The sequence below is a fragment of the Nitrosovibrio sp. Nv17 genome, assembly GCF_900119085.1.
GTDB lineage: Bacteria > Pseudomonadota > Gammaproteobacteria > Burkholderiales > Nitrosomonadaceae > Nitrosospira.
In genome coordinates, this window is record NZ_FPIQ01000019.1 from 3253 (window position 1) to 23222 (window position 19970).

A 19970-nucleotide genomic window follows, 5' to 3' on the forward strand; every position below is an offset into this window, starting at 1 on the left:
GTTCCGGCCAGAGCGCAAATCCCAACCTGCTATACTCGAAACTCACCATCCTCTTGATAAATATAGAGGATGGTGAATATCGGGCGTCCAGAGCCATGGTAATCTCTAAAACAAACAGTACTGATCTGGAGATTTTTTGGACGCTCGTTTGATTTTTCCATAGAAAGTAATAATGCGTTCGTACTGCTTATCCGTAAATTGCAAAATATTTACCCTCCCCCCACTGGGCAAACACCTCTCCACTTGTGAGCAATAAGTATCGACCTGGCCTTGACTGTTACAAAATCGCATGTAAACAGAAAACTGCGACATCTCAAATCCCATATCAAGTAACGCATTCCGAAATTCTGTCGCTGCCTTACGCTCAGCTCTCTCAATCACTGGCAAATCGAACATCACCATGATCCACATGAGTCGATATCCAGATAACATTTTTCGGACTATTTCTCAGTTTAGTGCGGAAGCCATATCTATAGGCAATCCGGGAAGGGGTAAATCAAGCTTGTTTCTTTCACCTATAAATACCTGAGCCAATGAAGTAGCCAGCCTCTGAACGCAAACTAGGACAGGCGTTGCTCCCATACCAGTTTGCATATCTTCATATATCGTCCTAACCAATGCGCGCTTGCTCTCAGATGTAATCAATCTCTCTCCATTTCTGTTCAGCAACCACACCTTCAGATCAATGATGGGGCGAAAAGGCTCCATCAGATCATCCACTAACCGCATGGCATTCCCCTCATTCCGATGATGTATTCCAAGGGTTGGGTGTAGCCCTGCCGCCACTACTGACCTCGCTGTAGCGGCCCGCAGAACTGTATATCCATAATTTAGCATGGCATTCAATCCCCCTTCCTGCTGATCGCGTCGAAAATCACTACCAAATAATAGGCCCCAGTAACGCCGTGCTCCCTGTGCTTCGAGATTATCCGGATCTCCAGACCGCACCTTACGGATCAAATATCGAAGGGGTATATCTGGTGCACCGGTAGCTTCAAGAACAATGGCTTGCTGTTGCAGTTTGGATTTGACAATCTCAGCCCACAAACGCTTCATCAATGGTTGTCCGGCCGCAAGCTGCGCATCGAAACGCTTGGCCTGCTGATAATTTCCATCAATAGTCACCAGCATGCCTACAGCATTATGGTTTGCGGCACACAATACAAAAGGAACACAGCGCTCGGTTAAGGCCACCAACAGGTTATTGGTGTAGCTGAGGCCATGTGCATTGGCTATAAGCGCAACAATATCATCCAGAGGAACCTGACCGAGCTCCTTGCGCTCACCCTGTGTATCCTGCACCACCAGAAAACCTCGAGAAAGAAACAGATGCCGGCGGTCATCAGCAATTTCGACGATGCGTCCTATCACTCGGACTATCCTTTAAAACCAGGATCCTGGAGCTTTCCTGTTGGTGAAATCGTAACACGGCGCGCTTTGAGCAATTGAAGAGAGCTGGCTTTCTTTGAGATATACGAAAAAGGGTCTTCTTTGTTTCTGTTTCTCGCGTCGACATTTGCTTCATTTATATCAGCCATAAATACTTGTCCATTACTACTCAACTTCGCTACTCGCATTACCCGCAATATCCCATCAATATGCAATCGAATCGTATCGTCGATCATCAACCGCATCACCAGTGATTCTCCGTTAAATCCCGTGCGAGAATCTCTTAGCTTTGCAATCCCACCCTTACGCACTATTTGATATGCCATATATGTCGAAATGACATTCCCTTTCCATTTTCCACCTTCATCGCAAATGATTTCGATACAGTAATTGCTATCTCCTTTGTAACCCTTATAAGGACGCGGCTCTCCATTCGGTAAGAAGCCATGCCGATCCCCCACGCCGGTATCCGTGATTTCTATGACCTTCAAGTTCTCCTCTATATATATACGTTGCCCCCCTTCCACCTTATGAAAGCCAATTTTTCCATCGCCGAGCAGGCCATATGCAGTATCATTGTGCATGGCACCTTCATGACCATGGTCTGGCTTATGGCTGGTGTAAGTATGCCTAATCGCACGTTCCACATGTTCCCGATAACTCTCCCACGGCAAGGGCATGTTCGCCACAAGCCGATCTAGTTGGCTCTCTCGTGAACTGGCGCTGGCGGATGCAAACCGCTGTAACAAACCCTGGTCAGTTACAGCTATCACACAAGCATCCACCGCATGATGACGATGATCATTACGATTCTTTTCACCCCTCAACCCCAGAATACCATTCAACCCCAGCTTTGCACGCAATAGGGCTGTCATTCGCCCAGGAATGACACGGGTATGCGGGCAAATCAAGCTTAGATACTCCTTGGCAACCCTGCTCATATACCGCGTGTCATTCAACGCACGTGCAAGAAAACCAGCATCATCTTTCAACCAATTCCGATAACCATCCTCGCCAAAGCGATAGCGCTTGGCCTTAGGCATACGCTCGGCCCTTTCCAAGATATCAGAATAATCAAAACCACTTGGATTTTGTGCCCCAAAAGCATCCCAGGGAGTGCGATTACCTTTGGCCCGATTGGCAAGACGAAGACAGACAGTTTTATTGTTCAGGCTATCATCCAAGGTTTGAGAGAAAGGTAAAATATGCTCAACCTCCACTTCGTCGCTTAGCAGCATGCTCACACTGATCTGTGTCCCTGAGTAAGGGCAGCGACGATCCGCTGGATCCGATCCCAGTTCCTCCCACAGAATCATTTTCTGAATATCTGCATTTCTCACTCTTTCCTCATCGACATTCAGAATCCGCGCAATCTCTGCACGTAATCGTCTATTACGTTTTTGATTCTCAGCCTGACGCTTATTTTCCTCATTACGCTGATCCTTACTTTGCTTCAAGTCCCGGGCCACCTCCACAATTACCTCACTGGGATGCCCATACCGCTTGATCAGGGCGTTCACAACAAGACGTACTTGATTCAAGCAAACGTGTACGGTGGGATTGGCTATTCGGCCATAGCGTTTTTCATCTTTATCCTGAGGATCGTTGCTCCCGAAGCCGACATGGCGTTGCAAGGCTCTTCCATAATAGGGTAATTCCAACAGTACTTCGCCGGTGACTGATGCACCAATGTGACTGTGATGTTCAAAACCTGCAGCTATCACCGCTTTGTCATACGTAATCACCTCTCTGCGTAACTCTGGAAGAATGCGATCTATAGCTATCTTGCATAATCCTCCGTAGCCTTCCGGCAATCCAACATTGGCAATGGCTTCCGCGCGCTCCTCATCCACATCTGTTTCATTACGCAACCAGGAAATCAATTGGCTCATGTTTTCTTCTTTACACAGCTTTAGAACTATCTCATCCTGTTTTTCCTCACTAAATGAGAACCAGTCTTCTCCGAAATACTTATCTTTGCTCAAAATAGCATTGGTAATGTTGCCTTTGAGTTCCTGGCGTCTCTGATCTTCCAGATTGAATTGTACCGAGCCGTTCATTCCCAACAATTTCTTTATCTCGGGAAACGTACGCTTACCATATCTCTCAAGAGATCCAACGAGATCATCACGTTGCTTTAACGTAAGTGTTTCCTCTTTCAAATTTTCGCCCAGAATACGCAAGTTATTCACTTCCTGATACAGGCGAAAACGTTGCACGCTGGGCAACGCCATCGGTGCACGCTCTTCATCGGGAATGAATGTACAACGACCCGGTCTGATTGGTTTGAGAGGCCTCTGATAAAGCAATATATCCTTGAGTTCTATACGTGCCGCTTCATTGAACAACACCGGATTGAATTCGGATTGACTCTTCCATAAAACATCGAATTCCTGCTCGATCATGGCACGATCGACATAAAGATCGTAATTTTTGTTAATACGCGTTTTCCCATCATCATTGATGGTTCTTTTTTCTCTGTACCGTGCTCGGACACCCCATCCCAATTTATGGCGGTTGTTCAACCATTCGCCCACCGTGCGACAATTCTCCGATGCAAGGGCATTTCTCAAACGAGTGATGGCCGTCTTCAATACACTGGAGTCATCGTTCTTTTGGTCTGTTTTACGATTGCTCTTGAATCCACGTCGTTGGTTGATATGAAACAATGCACGACCAAATTCCCCGGGAGTGAGTGCCTCATTCAATCCCTTTGCCCGCAGAAAATAAGGATCCAGAAGCTCCAATGCCTTGCGTTGAGCCTTCTCTGAAGGAAAAAATCCGTATTGGATCAGGGCATTCAACATTCGGCACCTACGCCTCAAGAAGCGATCACGACGCCTTCGCATGGCTCGAGCCTTCCGCCTCGTAACAGCCAATGAAGATCCATCCTTTGGATTCCGGCCATCTGAGAAAATACGTACCCCGGTTTTTATTACCGCACAGGGCTGATCGCTCGTATCCAGGCGAACCAGCGCCCATCCGATCGATGTCGACCCCAAATCGAGGCCCAAGCGATAGCGCATTTTATGTAACATGGTTCGCACCCCTCCTCTTTTGCTGGGAACCTATGAAACTTTCTTCGAATCCCTATTATCCCTTGACGCCTCAGCATTTTGCCATTATAGTCATCAATACGCTAGTAAGTTGGGATTTGCGCTCTGGACGCTAACAAGCTGAAAGATGCACTAAATGATAAGGCCGCTATATGCGGCCTTATTTCATTTATCCTTGAAGCGATTCGTTGCCAGCTTTTCTGGATTATGAGTCTTGCCTTCCACCCCAACATTCATGACCTATCCTTTTTCAAGTCGACAATAGCAGACACCTCCAATCAGGACTTGAAGCATAGAAATACAGAAATTTGACGCCCTGCCTCGGCGCCGTGTAACGTTCGGCCCTGATCGAGCATCTCCGGAACCTTCCATCCCTTGAGCACCGACCCCATCGCGCACGAGCTGCTGCACGGCATTCTCAGGCAGGTCTCGCGCTCGTTCTACCTCACGCTCCGGGTGCTGCCGGCGCCGGTGCGGGACCAGATGGGGCTGTCGTACCTGTTCGCGCGCGCGGCCGACACCATCGCCGATACGGATCTGATCGACCGCGACCGGCGCCTGGCCTACCTGCACCGGTTCCAGGCGCAGTTCCGGAATGATGCGATAGACTGGCAGGCGGTGCGGGAGATCCAGGCCGCGCTGGTCCCGCACCAGCGCGATTCCGCGGAGGGCGTCCTGCTGCAGCGGCTGGAGGACTGCCTGAAGATATACGAGGGCTACGAGGCAGGCGACCGCGCCCGCATCCGCTGGCTGATGGAGGTGCTGCCCCAGGGCATGGAGATGGACCTCACCCGCTTCCCCGCCGATGTGCCGGGGCGGCCGGTGGCGCTGTCCACGCTGGAGGAGCTGGACCGCTACACCTATCACGTCGCGGGATGCGTGGGGGAATTCTGGACCCGGATGGTGTGCGCGCACAGCCCGGGGATGGCGCGCTGGAATGTCGAGGAGATGTCCGCCCTGGGGGTGCGGTTCGGCAAGGGCCTGCAGCTCACCAACATCGTCAAGGATATCGCGCGCGACCTGCACAACGGCCGCTGCTACATGCCGGACGAGCTCCTGCACGAGGCCGGGCTGAAAGCCCATGACCTGCTGGACGAGGCGAGCCTGCCCGCCTTCCGGCCGGTATTGGATCGAATCATCCGGCTCGCGGTGGCGCACCTGGACGCGGGCTGGGCCTATACGCTGGCGATCCCGGCCGGGGAGGTGCGTCAGCGGCTGGCCTGCATGTGGCCCATCCTGCTGGCGGGCGAGACGCTGTGGCGCGTGGCGGCCGCCCCCGGCCTGCTCAACCCGGCCGTCAACGTGAAGGCCCCCCGCAGCACGGTGTACCGCGTGATGGCGGTGACGGCCCTCACCGCCGCCAATGGAACGGTGGCCACCGCCTGGTGGAACGGGATCCGCGCGCGCATCGCCTGAGAATATGCCACAAGGATGAATACGACACCCACGCCCCCCGGATTGATCGCCGGCCTGCACCGCTGGCTGGATGACAACATCCTCTCGCTGGGCCGGGAGATGCGCCTGTCGTACCTGCCGCCGCTGATGGTCTACGTCGCCGCCGGGATTTCCGGCCTGACGGGAATCGTGGGCACCTTCTACGTCAAGGAGCGCCTGGGACTGTCCGCCGAGTTCCTGGCGGCGCTGGGGTTCTGGATGATGCTGCCGTGGGCGCTGAAGATGCCGCTCGGCCACCTGGTGGATCTCGTGTGGCGCTGGAAGAGCCTGCTGGTCTACCTGGGGGCGGGGCTCATCGCGCTGAGCCTGCTGATCATGATCGGCCTGCTCGGGCATACCGAGGCCATGCACGCCCTAGCGCCGGTGGAGGCCTGGTACGTGACCTCCGCCCTGCTCGCGCCCATCGGCTACGTGCTGCAGGACGTGGTGGCGGACGCCATGACGGTGGAAGCGGTGCCGCGCGTGGACGGGCAGGGGCAGCCGCTGGATCTGGAGGCGCGCAAGTCGATGCACGTCACCATGCAGACGCTGGGGCGCGTGGCCATCATCAGCGGCGGCGTCCTGGTCTCGGTCATGAACGTGTTCCTGCTGCAGGGCGTGGGCGAGCTGCCGGAGGCGGACAAGGCCGCGACCTACCTGTTCGTGTACGAGCTGGCGCTGATCATTCCCGTCGTGTCGGTGCTGGGCGTCCTGCTCGCCACCTGGCTGCGGCGCCAGGAAATGGCGCGGCTGGCCGCGCAGGGGCACAGCCGCGAGGCCTCCGAGGCGCTGCTCGGCCTCCACAACGAACCGCCACCGGTCAACTGGTGGATACTGGGCGGGGGGCTGGCCTTTACCGTTGTTTCGCTGAGCGTCGGCCTCAGCCGCATCGCCTGGGGGGAGGAGATCATCTTCCTCGTCTCGATGGCGATCGTGCTGTTCCTGATGTGGCGCCTCACGGGGGAACTCGAGCCGGACGCGCGCAACGTGCTGGTGGGCACCGCCGTGCTGATCTTCGTCTTCCGCGCCGTGCCGGGGCCGGGCGCAGGCTCCACCTGGTGGATGATCGACGAACTGGGCTTCGACCAGTCGTTCCTCGCGACGCTGTCGCTGATCGGCGCGGTGCTGACCCTTGCCGGCATGTTCATCTTCCGCCGCTTCATGGCGGAGCGCTCGATCGCCTACATCATCGGCGCGCTCACCATCGCGGGGACGATCCTGTCGCTGCCGATCATCGGGATGTACTTCGGGCTGCACCACTGGACCGCCTCCGTCACCGGCGGCGTCGTGGATGCCCGCTTCATCGCCGTCATCGACACGGCGCTGGAGTCGCCCCTGGGGCAGATCGCGATGATCCCCATGCTGGCGTGGATCGCCAATTCCGCGCCGGAAAAACTCAAGGCGACCTTCTTCGCGGTCATGGCCTCGTTCACCAATCTCGCCCTGTCCGCCTCCCAGCTCGCCACCAAGCACATCAATCAGATCTTCGTCGTCGCGCGCGAGGTGAAAGACCCGCTCAGCGGTGCCGTCACCGTGCCCGCCGACTACGGCGCGCTGGGCATCCTGCTCATCACGGTGACGGCGATCGGCTTCGCGATGCCCATGCTGTCCATCCTGCTGCTGCGGCAAACGCGCTTCCGCAACGCCTGAGCAGCCCGCCGGCTTGACAATGCCACACCCGCCCTCCATCATTCGGCGGGTAATGGAAGGAGGGTTCGCGATGCAGCGGCTGCAATCCCCATCGAGGCAGAAAGGCGGCATCACGTTGTTCGCGGTGGTGCTGGTCGTCTTCGCCGCGTCGATGGCGTACTGGCTCTGGCGCGCCCATGTGCAGGTGTCGCTGGAAATCGATCTCGCCTGCCGCCTGCCGGAGGCGGCGGCGTGCGCTGCCGCCCGGGGGCGCTATGCGGACAGCTTCTACGCGGCCTGGCTGGGCCAGATGTTCCCCTGGGTGCTCCCTTTCGTCCCCGCCTTCATCTACGTGGTCTTCTTCCGCTGGCTGCGCGGAAACCGCCAGCCCTGATGCCCGGACGACCCGCGTGATTCCCCTGCGATCCTAGGGCCTCCCGGCGGAAACGGCGAACGGCAGTTCCGCCTGGCTGGGCGGATCGAAGCCCGCACGCAGATCGCTGCCGCAGACCAACCCCCCGACCCGCACTCCCAGCAGGCGCAGCCTGCGATCCAGCGGCACCCGCCGCAGGCACTCCTCCGCTGCGCGGCGGATGGCGGCGGCATCGGCCGTAGGGCCGGGCAGCGTGAGATCCCGAGTGACGGTGCGGAAATCGGCATACCGCAGCTTGATGCCGATGGTGCGCCCGAGGTAGTCCCGGCGCTGGAGATCGCGCGCCACCTGCACGCACAGCGCCGTGAAGATCTCGCCCAGGATAGCGCGGTCATGGCGTGCGTGCAGGTCGCGATCGAAGGTGGTCTCGCGGCTGAACGACTTGCGCTGCGCATCCGTAACCACCGGGCGCGCGTCGATTCCGTGCGAGGCCTCCTGCAGCCAGTGGACGTATCCGGGGCTGAAGTGCCGCGCCAGGAAATGCGGATCGGCGCCCGCCAGGCCGCCGATGGTGGCGATGCCCAGTTCCCCGAGCCTGGCCGCCGCCTTGGGGCCGATGCCGTTGATTTTCCTCACCGGCAGCGGCCAGATGCGCCGCGGGACATCCTCCGGCGCCAGGAGGGTGAGGCCGTCCGGCTTGTCGAGATCCGAGGCGATCTTCGACAGCAGCTTGTTGGGCGTAATGCCGATGGAGCAGGACAGTCCCGTGGCCGCCCGCACCGCCTGCTTGATGCGCCGCCCCAGCGGCAGCGCCTCCTCCGACAGGTCACTCAGGTCGGCGTAGATCTCGTCGATGCCGCGATCCTCGATGCGCGGGGCGATGCCCGCCACGGCGGCCTTGAACAGATTCGAATGGTGGCGGTAGGCGGCGAAGTCGGCGGGCAGGAGGATCGCCTCCGGCGCCAGCGCCGCCGCCTTCATGAGGCCCATTCCGGAAGAGACGCCGAACGCCCGGGCCTCATAGGTGGCGGTGGTGACCACGCCGCGTCCCGCGTAGTCCCGCAGGCGCGGGAAGGCCCATCCGCCCTCCCGCCGCGGCGCCGGCCGCCGCTCATTGCGCCCGCCGACCACGACGGGCGCCCCGCGCAGCCCGGGATAGCGCAGCAGCTCGACCGACGCATAGAACGCGTCCATGTCGAGATGGGCGATGCGCCGCGTCATCCCGCCTGCCCGAAATGCGCCTGGCATGGCCTCATGGCGCTTCAGAGCCGGCGCAGCACCACCAGGGGCGGAGTCGACAGCACGGAGCGCGTTCCCATGAGTCCGGCAAGCATGACGCCCGCCATGCCCGCGAACACGCCGATCAACCCTATCCAGGGATTGGGCGTATAGGGCAGGTTCAGTGCGTATTCGCTGATGACATAGCCCAGCGCGCTGGCGCCGGCGGCGGCGAACAGCCCGGCCAGGCCGCCGAGCACGGCGAATTCCGCGGCCCAGGCGCGCGCGAGCTGGCCGCGCCGCGCGCCCAGGGTGCGGAAAATGGCGGCTTCGTGGATGCGCTCGTCCTGGGTGGAGGCGATCGCGGCATACAGCACCGCCAGGCCCGCCATGAGGGTGAACAGGAACACGAACTCGATCGCGCGGGTCACCTGCCCGATCATCTTGTGGACCTGGGCGATGATGGTCGCCACGTCGATCACCAGCAGATTCGGGAACGCCTTGGCCAGCTTGTTCGCCACGTCCATGTGCGCCGGCGGCATGTAGAAGCTGGTGATGTAGGTCGCCGGGTATGCTTCCAGCACGCCCGGCGGCGTCAGCACGAAGAAATTCACGCGGAACGTATCCCAGTTCACCTTCCTCAGGCTGGTGATGGTGGCGGAAAGCGAGGATCCTGCGATATCGTAGGTCAGGGTGTCGCCCAGGCCCACGCCCACCCGCCTGGCGATGCCCTCCTCCATCGACATCACCGCCCTGCCCGCGTCCGAGCCGTTCCACCAGTGGCCTTCCACGATCTGGTTGTCATCCTGCATCTCCTGTGCCCACGACAGGTTGAACTCGCGCTCGATCTGCCGCCGCGCCTGGATGTCGGCATAGTCTTCGGTGACGATGGGATTGCCGTTGATCGCCGTCAGGCGCCCGCGCACCATGGGGAAGATCGGGGGACGCTCGAGGCCGTGCTGGTCGAAGAATGCGGCCAGCGGCTCCAGCTGGTCCTGCTGGATGTTGACCAGGAAATGATCGGGCGCGTCCGGCGGCAGGCTGCTGCGCCAGTTCTGCAGCAGGTCGTCGCGGATCAGCGTCAGCGCCAGCAGCGCCATCAGCCCCAGCCCCAGCGCCACCGCCTGCACCACGCTGGCGGCGGCGCGCCGCCGGATGCTGGCCAGGCCGTAGCGCAGCGCCCCGCCCGTCTGGCTGCGCATGCGCGCCAGCCCCCTGATCAGCAGCAGGCCCAGCATGCCGAACACGCCGACCGCCGCCACGAATCCACCCATCACGGAAATCCCCAGGCGCACGTCGTCGGCCTTCCATACGAACAACAGCGTGAGTGCCGCCAGCCCCAGCGCATAGCCTGCCAGGCTGTGGCTGTTGCTCGTGCCGATGTCGCGCCGCAGCACGCGCAGCGCCGGCACGCTGCGCAGGTTGATCAGCGGCGGGAGCGCAAAGCCGATGAGCAGCACCATTCCGGTCAGCAGCCCGTGCACGCCGGGCCAGATGCCCGGCGCGGGCAGCTCCGTCTCCACCATCTCGGCCAGCCACAGCGCCAGCACCTCCTGCGAAAAAAAGCCGAGCAGGCAGCCGGTCCCGCTGGCGACCAGCCCCAGCACGCTGAAGTGCAGGAGATAGAGTCCCAGTATCGCCGCCTGGCTGGCCCCCAGGCAGCGCATCACGGCGCATCCGTCCAGGTGGCGCTGGGTGAAGCGCCGTACCGCGAGCGCAGCGGCGGCCGCCGCCAGCACCACGCTCGCCAGGGCAGCAAGGCTCAGGAATTTCTCCGCACGCTCCAGCGCCGACTTGATTTCGGGACGGGCGTCGCGGATGCCCTCGATGCGCTCCCCCAATGCCAGGCGCGGCTGCGCCCAGGCCCTGAAGTTCTCCACCGCGCCGTCCTCGCCCGCCACCAGCAGGCGGTAGCCCACCCGGCTGCCCTGCTGGATCAGGCCGGTCGCGGGCAAATCCGCCGCGTTGATCAGTACCCGGGGCCGCAGATTGATGAAGCCGATCGAATGGTCCGGCTCCTCGGTGATCAATGCATCCACGGTGAAGCGCGTCGCGCCCAGCTCGATGCTGTCGCCTTGCCGCAGCGCCATCTGCGCCATGAGCTTCTCGTCCACCCACGCCGATCCCGAGGGAGGAATCGCGCCCGCGACCCGGTCGGGGCGGAGGCCCTGCACCTGGCCGAACTCGCCGCTGACGCGCAGGTCCCCGCGCAGGGGATAGCCTTCGGTCACCGCCTTGATCTCGGTCAGCTGGCTGTTCTCGTCCTTCACGGCCATGCTGGGGAACCTGGCCGCGGTGGACACCGCCAGCCCGCGCCGCAACGCCTCTTCGCGAAAGCCCGGCGCCAGCGGATGGTCCGAGTGGATGATCAGATCCGCCCCCAGCAGCTGGTTGCCCTGGCGGGAAAGCGCCGCCTGGACACGATCGGCGAAGAACCCCACGGTGGTCATGCCGCCCACGGCGATCACCAGCGCGAAGCCCAGCACGCGCAATTCTCCCGCGCGCCAGTCGCGGCGCAGCATCCTCAGCGACAGCCTGACCAGGTTCATGATGGATTCCCCAGTGCGCCCGTCATGCTCCCTCCCGTCCGCGGCCGCCCTCGTCCTGCCGGAAATCCGGATCCGTCTCCAGCTTGAGCGGCCCCGTGCCGGAGAAGCGATCCAGGTAGAGATAGATCACCGGGGTGATGAACAGCGTGATGACCTGGGAGAACAGCAGCCCCCCCACCACGGCGAGCCCCAGGGGCTGGCGCACCTCGGCCCCCGCGCCCAGGCCCAGGGCGATCGGCAGCGCGCCCATCAGCGCCGCCAGCGTGGTCATCATGATCGGCCTGAAGCGCAGCAGGCAGGCCGTGCGGATCGCCTCGAACGGCGCCATGCCGCCGTCACGCTGCGCCTCAAGCGCGAAGTCGATCATCATGATGGCGTTCTTCTTGACGATGCCGATCAGCATCAGGATGCCGATCATGGCGATCACCGAGAGCTCGATGCCGAACAGCCACAGCATCGCCAGCGCACCCACGGCCGCGGAGGGCAGGCCCGACAGGATGGTGAGCGGATGGATGTAGCTTTCGTAGAGCACGCCGAGCAGCACGTAGATGACCAGCAGTGCCGCCACGATCAGCACCACCTGGCTGGTCTGCGTGGACTCGAACGCCGCCGCGTCGCCGGCGTAGCTGGTGAGTATGCTGGCCGGCAGGCTCAATTCGCGCTTGAACTGCTCGATGCGCGCCGAGGCCTCGCCCAGGGCGGCGCCGGGAGCCAGGTTGAACGAGACGGTGACGGCCTCCAGCTGCCCGGCATGGTTGATCGCGAGCGGCCCGACCTCGCGCCGCACCGAGGCGACGCTCGACAGCGGCACCAGTGCGCCGTTGCGGGCGCGCAGGTAGATCTTGCCGAAGGCGGTCTCGTCGGCACGATCCTCGTCGGCCATCTGCAGGATGACCTGGTACTGGTCGATCGAGGTGAAGATGGTGGAGACCTGGCGCTCGCCGAACGCGCTGTAGAGCGCGGAGCGGATATCCGCGATCTGCACCCCCAGCAGGTTGGCCTTGTCGCGGTCGACGGCGAGCACCGCCTGCAGCCCCTTCAGCTGCGAGTCGCTGGTGACGTCCTGGAAGATGGCGTCCTGGCGCATGCGCGCCATGAGCGACTCCGACACGCCGTACAGCTCTCCGGAATGGACGCTGCGCAGGACATACTGGTAGCGGCTCTTGCTGAGGCGGCCGCCCAGCCTGAGATTCTGCAGGGAATTGATGAAAATGCTGACACCGGGCATGGCGCCCACCTCGCGCCGCAGTTCCCCGATGACCTCCGTCATGGAGGCGCGCTCGCCGCGCGGCTTCAGTGTCATGAACAGGCGTGCGCTATGGCTGTCGCTGGCGTAGACGTTGAGCGTATGCACCGCGGGATTGGCGCGTATGACGCCGTCGACGCGCAGCAGGAGCTCGGACATGGCCGGAAACGAAATGTCCTCCACCGCGTCCACCGTGATCAGCGCCTGTCCCGTGTCCTCGTCGGGAAAGAATCCCTTGGGCAATATCATGAACAGCAGGCCGCTGGCGACGAAGGTTCCCACGGCGATCGCCAGCACCAGGCGGCGATGGCGCAGCGCCTGGTCGAGGACGCGCTCGTAGATGCCCATGAGCCAGGCGAATCCGCGTTCGAACCATTCGGTCCACCGCAGGCTGCCGGCCTCGGATTCATGCCCGACGACGTAGCGGCTGGTCATCATCGGCACCAGCGTCAGGGACACCACCGCCGACATCATGACGGCGATGCCCACGACCGCGGCAAACTCGTGGAACAGCAGGCCGATCACGCCGGGCATGAAGAATATCGGGATGAACACGGCGACCAGCGACAGGGAGATGGACATGATGGTGAAGCTCACTTCGCGGGAGCCGTCCAGTGCCGCCCGCAGCGGGGATTTGCCCAGTTCCATGTGGCGCACGATGTTCTCCAGCATGACGATGGCATCGTCCACCACCAGCCCGACCGCAAGCGTGATGGCGAGCAGCGAGATGTTGTCCAGGCTGTAGCCGAGGGCCCGCATCATCGCGACCGTCCCGAGCAGGGAAATGGGCAGGGACAATGCCGGGATCAGGGTGGCGGAGGCCTTGCGCAGGAACAGGAAGATCACCAGCAGCACCAGCACGATGGTGATGCCCAGGGTGACCTGCACGTCGTGTATCGACTCGCGGATCGACACCGAGCGGTCGCTGTACAGCCGGAGCTGGACGGACGACGGCATCTGCTCGACCAGTTCCGGCAGGATCGCCTTGATGGTATCCACGGTCGCCACCGTGTTGGCGCCCGGCTGGCGCTCCACCGCCAGGGTGATGGCGCGCTCGCCGTTGACCCAGCTCGCGGTCTTGATGGACTCCACGCTGTCTTCCACGTCCGCCACTTCCGACAGCCGCACCGGATTGCCGCTGGGAGAGGTCGCGACGATCAGCTGCGCGAACTCGGCGGCGCTGGCGAGCTGGCGGTTGGCCTGGATGGTCAGGCTCTGGCGCGGGCCGTCGAGCGTGCCCACGGGCGTGTTGACGTTGGCGCTGCGCAGCGCGCCGGCGACGTCGTCCAGTGTCAGGTTGCGCACCGCGAGCGCCTCCGCGTTCACGCGCACGCGCACGGCATATTTCTTCTGCCCCCTGATCTGGACCTGCGCGACGCCCATGATCGTCGAGAGCGTGGGCGCGATGAGATCCTCGGCGTAGCGGTTCAGGTCGAACAGGGACATCGACGGCGAGGTCAGGGCCAGGTAGACGATGGGCGCCTCCGCGGGATTGACCTTGCGGTAGGAAGGCGGCGTCGTCATCTCGATCGGCAGGGATCGCTGGGCGCGCAGCAGCGCCGCCTGCACGTCCACCGATGCGCTGTCGATGTCGCGATCCTGCTCGAATTCCAGCGCGATCTCGGTGTTGCCCAGCCGGCTGGTCGAACTGATCACGGCAAGCCCCGGAATGGTGGAGAACTGCCGCTCGAGCGGGGTGGCCACGGAGGACGCCATGGTCTCGGGACTCGCGCCCGGAAGCAGGGCGGTGACCGTGATGGTGGGGGTATCGTAGCTGGGAAGCGCGGCGATGGGCAGGCCGCCGTAGGCGATGACGCCGGCGATGACGGAGGAAAGCGACAGCAGCACCGTCATCACCGGACGGCAGATGCACAGTTCGGGCAGGTTCATCAGCCACCCGCCGGAGCGTGCGCCGCCGGACCCGCCCCGGCCGCCCGGCCCCGCGGATCGCTTTCCGTCACGAGATTTCCCGGCTTGAGGTTCTGCGCGCCTTCGACCACCACGCGCATGCCCGACGCCAGGCCTTCCCCCTCGATCACGGCGATCCCGTCCTGCACCAGGCGCACCGCCGTCGCCACCGCTTCCACCGTGCCGTCGCCGCGGATGGCGTAGACGAAGGTACGCTCCGGCCCGGTCTGCACCGCCTGCACCGGCACCTGGAGCGCGTCGGAGAATTGGCGCGGCGACAGTGTCACGCTGACGAACATGCCGGGCCAGAGGTGCCTGTCCGCGTTCGGAAACTCGGCCTTGAGAACGATGGTGCCGCTCGCCGTGTCGACGACATTGTCCATGAATATCAGGTGGCCCTGGCGCGCCGGCTGTCCCTCGGCGCTCAGCGTCACGATCACCCTGCCCTTCGCCAGGGCCTGCTGCAGCGGCACGAACTCACGCTCCGGCAGGGTGAAGTTGACGTTGATCGGATCGACCTGCGTGATGGTCACCAGCGCATCGTTGGGTTGCACCAGGCTGCCCTGGTACACGGGAACCACGCCGGTGCGTCCGGAAATGGGCGCGACGATCTCGCTGAAGCCGCGTGCGACACGGCTCGCGTCCAGCGAAGCCTCGTCCACGGAAAGCTGGGCGCGCAGGCCGTCCACCTGGTTCTCGGCCACTTCCAGCGCTGCCCGGGAAATGAAATTCTGCCTGAACAGCTCGCGCTGCCGCTCCAGGTTGCGTTCCGCGTTCAGCAGATCGGCGCGCGACCGGGCCAGCTGCCCCTGCATCCGGTTGAGATTGGCATCCTCGGTGCGCGCATCCAGAGAGAAGAGCTTCTGGCCTGCCTGCACATACTGCCCCTCCTGGATGTGCACCGCACGGATCATGGCGCTCAGCTGCGGCCGCACCACCACCATCTGCTGGGCCGATACGGTGCCGTTGGCCGCCAGCCTGACCGCCACGTCGCCGCGGGTGACCGCGGCGGCCACGACATGGATCGCGCCGTCCCTGCCGCCGTTGCGCTTGCCGTCCGCCACGGCGGAACGATGGTGCCAGTTCCAGGCGAGGACGAGCAGCGCGGCCAGTGCGACGCCTGCCAGGCCAAGGCCGATGCGCCGTCCGCTGCCCGCCGGCCTCTCCGGTGCGCCCTGCATCGGGTGGGTCAATCGACGACCCTTCCCGCGGCAAGCCGTATGCGCGAGGCGCAGCGGGCGGACAAGGCCTCGTCATGGGTCACCAGGATCAGCGTCGTTCCAAGCTCACGGTTCAATTCGAACATCAGCTCGATGATCTGTGCGCCCGTGGCGGAATCCAGGTTGCCGGTGGGCTCGTCGGCCAGCAGCAGCTGCGGCTGCGTGACGAATGCGCGCGCGATGGCGATGCGCTGCTGCTCGCCTCCCGACAGCTGCCGCGGATAGTGGGTCAGGCGCATGCCCAGTCCGACCCGCTGCAGCAGCTCGCGCGCCGCGGTCTGCGCATCTTGCGCCCCCATCAGCTCCAGCGGCAGCATCACGTTCTCCAGCGCCGTCAGCGCGGGCAGCAGCTGGAACGACTGGAACACGAAACCGAGAATACGGCCGCGCAACGCCGCGCGCGCATCCTCGTCCAGCAGGAAGATGTCTTCCCCGCCGAGCTGCACCTTGCCGGTCGTGGGCACGTCCAGGCCCGCCAGCAGGCCCAGCAGGGTCGATTTTCCCGATCCCGACGCTCCCACCACGGCAACGGAATCGCCCGAATTTACTTTGAGATTGATGTCCTCCAGAATAGTCAGCTGATCGTCGCCGGTGCTGACGCACTTGGTCAGGGCGAAGGTCTGCACCACGGGCTTTCCAGTCGGGTCATCCACCATGAGATACTTCCACGCCTTTCTTCTCCATATGCTGCTTGCCGCGCTGTCCGTTCACGCCGGCATCGCCTCCGCATCCACCACCATCATGGTGTTCGGCGACAGCCTGTCGGCCGGATACGGGTTGCCGCAGGAAGCGGGCTGGGTCAGCCTGCTGCAAAAAAAGCTCCCCGCGCGCCCGCCCACCCGCCTGGTCAACGCCAGCATGAGCGGCGAAACCGCGGCAGGCGGACGTGCCCGCATCGAACAGGCGCTCAGGACCCATCGTCCGGACATCGTCATTCTCGAGCTTGGGGGCAATGACGGATTACGCGGCGCATCCATCGGTTCCATCCACGACAATCTGGAGGCGATCATCGAGGCCTGTCTGCGAACGGGTGCTGCGGTGCTGCTGACGGGAATGCAGCTGCCGCCCAATTATGGCATAGCATACACGCAAAAGTTTCAGGATATTTACGCGCAGCTGGCGGCTCGCCACCGGCTCAAACTGGTGCCTTTCCTGCTGGACGGCTTCGGCGACCGGCGCGAGTTTTTTCAGGCGGATGGAATACATCCGAACGCGCAGGCGCAGCACAGGATCGTGGAAAACGTGTGGAAGGTGCTGCAGACGATGCTGGGACCGCGCCCCACCATCGCGAGCGGGCATGACTGATCAGATGCCGGCCTCCTTGCGAACCGCCGGCAACCCGGCTACCAGAACTTCCACCACGAATCTTCGCGCGCCGCGACGGAATCCGGGAAGAACCGGCTGTCGGGAAAGTTCTTTCTCATCACGCGCTCGGCATCGTCGCGCAGGTCGAACATCCCCAGGGCATCGTAGGCCTTTATCATGATGTGCAGCGCTTCCTCGGTGGCCGGGGTCTGCGGATACTCCTTCAGCGTGAACTGGGCCCGGTTGAGGGCCGCGACATAGCCGCCGCGCTTCATGTAGTAGCGCGCCACCTGCACCTCGCCCAGCGCCACCACATTGACCAGATGCTTCATCCGCTGGACGGAGTCGGCCGCATACTTGCTGCCGGGAAAGCGGGTGACCAGCTCCCTGAAGCTGTCGAACGACTCGCGCGAAGCCTTGGGGTCGCGCTCGCTCATGTCCTGGTTGAGTATCTTTTCCGAGACGACGCCCATCAGGCCGAGATCGTCGTTGAAATTCGCCAACCCCTTGAGATAATAGGCGTAGTCCACGTTCGCATGATTCGGATGCAGCTTGATGAAGCGGTCTGCGGCGGCAATGGCGCTCGCCTGCTCGCCCTCCCGGTAGTGGGCGTAGCCGACTTCGAGCTGTGCCTGCTGGGCGTAACGCCCGTAGGGATAGCGTGCCTCCAGCTGCTCGAACAGGCGGATGGCGGCGGCGTAGTTGCCGTTGGACAGCTCCGACTTGGCCTCGGTATAGAACTTGCCGGCGGACCAGCTCTTGGAATCCTCCGCGCTGTCCTGCCTGGGGAACAGGCCGCAGGCGGACAACAGCAACGCCATCAATAAGACTACACTACGGGACATGGAGCATTCGCCGAAAAGCGGGGATGGACGCCCGCATTATAGCGCAAAGCCCGGATCGTTCGCACCGGCGGCGCGGGCCGTCGAACTGGTCATTCCTCCGGCCTGCGCGGGCATGCGGCTGGATGCGGCGCTGGCCCGGCTGCTGCCCGACTGGTCCCGCAGCCGGCTGCAGGCGGGCATACTGGAACAGCGCATTCGCCTGGAAGAAGGCGCCGCCCTGCCCAGGAAAACGGTGTGGGGAGGGGAAAGGGTGCGGATCGCGCCCGCCGCGAGCGATGGCGCGGAGGGCCCGCACGCCGCCGAAGCCATCGCGCTCGCCGTCATCCATGAGGACGACGCGATCCTGGTCATCGACAAGGCGCCGGGACGGGTGGTGCATCCCGGCAACGGCAACCGCCGGGGCACCCTGCTCAATGCCCTGCTGCATCATGCGGCGCATCTGGCGGCCCTGCCGCGTGCGGGCATCGTCCACCGGCTCGACAAGGAAACCAGCGGCCTGCTGATGGTGGCCAAGACCCTGGAAGCCCAGACCAGCCTGGTACGGCAGCTGCAGAGCCGCACCGTCCGGCGCGAGTACCTGGCGCTGGTGCTGGGCGAGGTGGCCAGCGGCGGACGGGTCGACGCGCCGATCGGGCGCCATCCGGTGCAGCGCACCCGGATGGCCGTCACCGCGCGCGGCAAGGAAGCGTGCACGCACTATCGCGTCGAGGAAAGGCTCGATGGCTGCACCCTGTTGCGATGCAGCCTGGAGACCGGCCGCACGCACCAGATCCGCGTGCACATGCAGGCCCTCGGCCACCCGCTGGTGGGCGACCCCGTCTACGGCGGGAAACCGGGGAAAGCCCCGGTGGAGATCGCACGCCTGATCGCCGGCTTTCCCAGGCAGGCGCTGCACGCGCAGCGGCTGGCATGCACCCATCCGCAACATGGCGGCCACATGCAATGGGAAGCGTCCCTGCCGTGCGACATGGACGGGCTGCTGCGGGCGCTGCGGCAGCGACGGGAACCGGAACCCGCGGGGCGCCAGGCAACGGCATGAACGACTGGATCGTCCCGGACTGGCCTGCACCCGCCAACGTCAGGGCCTTGTTCACCACGCGCAACGGCGGTATCGGCAGCGGGCCGTACGCCAGCTTCAACCTCGGAGACCACGTCGGCGACGATCCCGGAACCGTCAGGCATCACCGCGCGCAACTGCGCCGCATGCTGCCCGGAGAGCCCGCCTGGCTGCGACAGGCGCACGGCACGACGGCGGTCGACATCGACAGCCGGGATCCCGCGGCCCCCTGCGACGGCGACGCCGCATTCAGCAGGCGTGCCGGCGGCGTCTGCGGGGTGCTGGTCGCCGACTGCCTGCCGATACTGCTGTGCAGCCATGCCGGCACCCTGGTCGGCGCCATCCATGCGGGATGGCGGGGATTGGCGGGCGGCATCGTCGAGCAGACAATCTCCGACATGCGCCGGGCGGATCCCTCCGGCGCGCCGATCATGGCCTGGCTCGGGCCCGCGATCGGCCCCGCCCGCTTCGAGGTGGGCGAGGATGTCCACCTGGCGTTCGCCGCCGGGGACGGGCGCTCCGCCTCGGCGTTCCGGTCCCATCCGACCGAGGGTGGAAAATGGCTGGCCGACATCTTCCTGCTGGCACGCCAGCGGCTGGCCCGGGCCGGCGTGACCGCAATCCATGGCGGAGGCGTCTGCACCTTCGACAACCCGGACGCCTTCTTCTCCCATCGCCGGGACGGCCGCACCGGACGCATGGCGGCGCTCATCTGGCTGGAGCGGTGAGGGACAACATCTT

15 protein-coding genes are annotated in these 19970 nt (G+C 63.0%); 6 read left to right on the forward strand and 9 right to left on the reverse strand.

Annotated features, from left to right (window positions below):
* Nucleotides 1–105 precede the first annotated feature (105 nt).
* The 3 genes from cas2 to cas9 are packed head-to-tail and all read right to left on the reverse strand — an operon-like array spanning nt 106 to nt 4427.
* Nucleotides 106–432, reverse strand: coding sequence for a CRISPR-associated endonuclease Cas2 (gene cas2 / locus BT108_RS10425; protein WP_177257303.1), 327 nt, complete (start codon nt 430–432; stop codon nt 106–108).
* A gap of 15 nt (nt 433–447) precedes the next feature.
* Nucleotides 448–1371, reverse strand: coding sequence for a type II CRISPR-associated endonuclease Cas1 (gene cas1 / locus BT108_RS10430; protein ID WP_072294473.1), 924 nt, complete (start codon nt 1369–1371; stop codon nt 448–450).
* A 5-nt stretch (nt 1372–1376) separates the two neighbouring features.
* Nucleotides 1377–4427: a type II CRISPR RNA-guided endonuclease Cas9 gene (gene cas9 / locus BT108_RS10435; protein WP_072294474.1), complete on the reverse strand. Its 3051-nt coding sequence runs from the start codon at nt 4425–4427 to the stop codon at nt 1377–1379.
* A gap of 393 nt (nt 4428–4820) precedes the next feature.
* On the opposite strand from cas9, the gene BT108_RS10440 reads away from it, so the two are divergent.
* The 3 genes from BT108_RS10440 to BT108_RS10450 all read left to right on the forward strand — a co-directional run bounded on the left by BT108_RS10440 (nt 4821) and on the right by BT108_RS10450 (nt 7902).
* A complete protein-coding gene (locus BT108_RS10440) occupies nt 4821–5861 on the forward strand; it encodes a phytoene/squalene synthase family protein (protein ID WP_072294475.1) in 1041 nt (346 codons plus the stop codon).
* 15 nt (nt 5862–5876) lie between these two features.
* Nucleotides 5877–7529, forward strand: a complete 1653-nt coding sequence (locus BT108_RS10445) for an MFS transporter (protein ID WP_072294476.1) — start codon at nt 5877–5879, stop codon at nt 7527–7529.
* A 70-nt stretch (nt 7530–7599) separates the two neighbouring features.
* On the forward strand, nt 7600–7902 hold the full coding sequence (locus BT108_RS10450) for a hypothetical protein (RefSeq protein ID WP_255369697.1): 303 nt from the start codon (nt 7600–7602) through the stop codon (nt 7900–7902).
* Between the two features lie 33 nt (nt 7903–7935).
* On the opposite strand, the gene BT108_RS10455 is transcribed toward BT108_RS10450, so the two are convergent.
* From BT108_RS10455 to BT108_RS10475, 5 genes are read right to left on the reverse strand one after another with little or no spacing between them, the layout of a single operon-like run.
* Entirely contained in the window at nt 7936–9129 is a 1194-nt protein-coding gene (locus BT108_RS10455; protein WP_369817090.1) for a Y-family DNA polymerase, read from the reverse strand.
* A 14-nt stretch (nt 9130–9143) separates the two neighbouring features.
* Entirely contained in the window at nt 9144–11648 is a 2505-nt protein-coding gene (locus BT108_RS10460; RefSeq protein ID WP_072294478.1) for an ABC transporter permease, read from the reverse strand.
* 22 nt (nt 11649–11670) lie between these two features.
* Nucleotides 11671–14784, reverse strand: a complete 3114-nt coding sequence (locus tag BT108_RS10465; RefSeq protein ID WP_072294479.1) for an efflux RND transporter permease subunit — start codon at nt 14782–14784, stop codon at nt 11671–11673.
* The gene (locus tag BT108_RS10470; protein WP_083566386.1) at nt 14784–15995 is read right to left on the reverse strand and encodes an efflux RND transporter periplasmic adaptor subunit; all 1212 of its coding nucleotides are present in this window, start codon (nt 15993–15995) and stop codon (nt 14784–14786) included. Before BT108_RS10470 ends, BT108_RS10465 begins: the two co-directional genes overlap by 1 nt.
* The gene (locus BT108_RS10475; protein WP_072294481.1) at nt 15992–16678 is read right to left on the reverse strand and encodes an ABC transporter ATP-binding protein; all 687 of its coding nucleotides are present in this window, start codon (nt 16676–16678) and stop codon (nt 15992–15994) included. The genes BT108_RS10470 and BT108_RS10475 overlap by 4 nt, the downstream gene beginning before the upstream one ends.
* Here BT108_RS10475 and BT108_RS10480 point away from each other — a divergent pair.
* Nucleotides 16677–17327 (forward strand): arylesterase, encoded by a 651-nt coding sequence (locus tag BT108_RS10480; RefSeq protein WP_083566387.1) that lies wholly within the window; start codon nt 16677–16679, stop codon nt 17325–17327. The genes BT108_RS10475 and BT108_RS10480 overlap by 2 nt on opposite strands.
* 38 nt (nt 17328–17365) lie before the next feature.
* Here the strand turns inward: BT108_RS10480 and BT108_RS10485 are convergent, their stop codons facing one another.
* Nucleotides 17366–18172, reverse strand: a complete 807-nt coding sequence (locus BT108_RS10485; RefSeq protein WP_072294483.1) for an outer membrane protein assembly factor BamD — start codon at nt 18170–18172, stop codon at nt 17366–17368.
* On the opposite strand from BT108_RS10485, the gene rluD reads away from it, so the two are divergent.
* Both rluD and pgeF read left to right on the forward strand, forming a co-directional pair.
* Nucleotides 18171–19211, forward strand: a complete 1041-nt coding sequence (gene rluD / locus BT108_RS10490) for a 23S rRNA pseudouridine(1911/1915/1917) synthase RluD (RefSeq protein ID WP_255369698.1) — start codon at nt 18171–18173, stop codon at nt 19209–19211. The two genes, BT108_RS10485 and rluD, sit on opposite strands and share 2 nt — an antisense overlap.
* Entirely contained in the window at nt 19208–19957 is a 750-nt protein-coding gene (gene pgeF, locus BT108_RS10495) for a peptidoglycan editing factor PgeF (protein WP_072294484.1), read from the forward strand. Before rluD ends, pgeF begins: the two co-directional genes overlap by 4 nt.
* The last annotated feature ends 13 nt before the right edge of the window (nt 19958–19970 follow it).

What these genes read in the sequence shown, in the direction of transcription:
- BT108_RS10475 (WP_072294481.1), bottom strand. Translation starts at nt 16,678, where the DNA reads ATGGTGGATGACCCGACTGGAAAGCCCGTGGTGCAGACCTTCGCCCTG.
- BT108_RS10450 (WP_255369697.1), top strand. Translation starts at nt 7,600, where the DNA reads ATGCAGCGGCTGCAATCCCCATCGAGGCAGAAAGGCGGCATCACGTTG.
- BT108_RS10480 (WP_083566387.1), top strand. Translation starts at nt 16,677, where the DNA reads ATGAGATACTTCCACGCCTTTCTTCTCCATATGCTGCTTGCCGCGCTG.
- BT108_RS10460 (WP_072294478.1), bottom strand. Translation starts at nt 11,648, where the DNA reads ATGAACCTGGTCAGGCTGTCGCTGAGGATGCTGCGCCGCGACTGGCGC.
- rluD (WP_255369698.1), top strand. Translation starts at nt 18,171, where the DNA reads ATGGAGCATTCGCCGAAAAGCGGGGATGGACGCCCGCATTATAGCGCA.
- BT108_RS10465 (WP_072294479.1), bottom strand. Translation starts at nt 14,784, where the DNA reads ATGAACCTGCCCGAACTGTGCATCTGCCGTCCGGTGATGACGGTGCTG.
- BT108_RS10455 (WP_369817090.1), bottom strand. Translation starts at nt 9,129, where the DNA reads ATGCCAGGCGCATTTCGGGCAGGCGGGATGACGCGGCGCATCGCCCAT.
- cas2 (WP_177257303.1), bottom strand. Translation starts at nt 432, where the DNA reads ATGTTATCTGGATATCGACTCATGTGGATCATGGTGATGTTCGATTTG.
- pgeF (WP_072294484.1), top strand. Translation starts at nt 19,208, where the DNA reads ATGAACGACTGGATCGTCCCGGACTGGCCTGCACCCGCCAACGTCAGG.
- BT108_RS10485 (WP_072294483.1), bottom strand. Translation starts at nt 18,172, where the DNA reads ATGTCCCGTAGTGTAGTCTTATTGATGGCGTTGCTGTTGTCCGCCTGC.
- cas9 (WP_072294474.1), bottom strand. Translation starts at nt 4,427, where the DNA reads ATGTTACATAAAATGCGCTATCGCTTGGGCCTCGATTTGGGGTCGACA.
- BT108_RS10445 (WP_072294476.1), top strand. Translation starts at nt 5,877, where the DNA reads ATGAATACGACACCCACGCCCCCCGGATTGATCGCCGGCCTGCACCGC.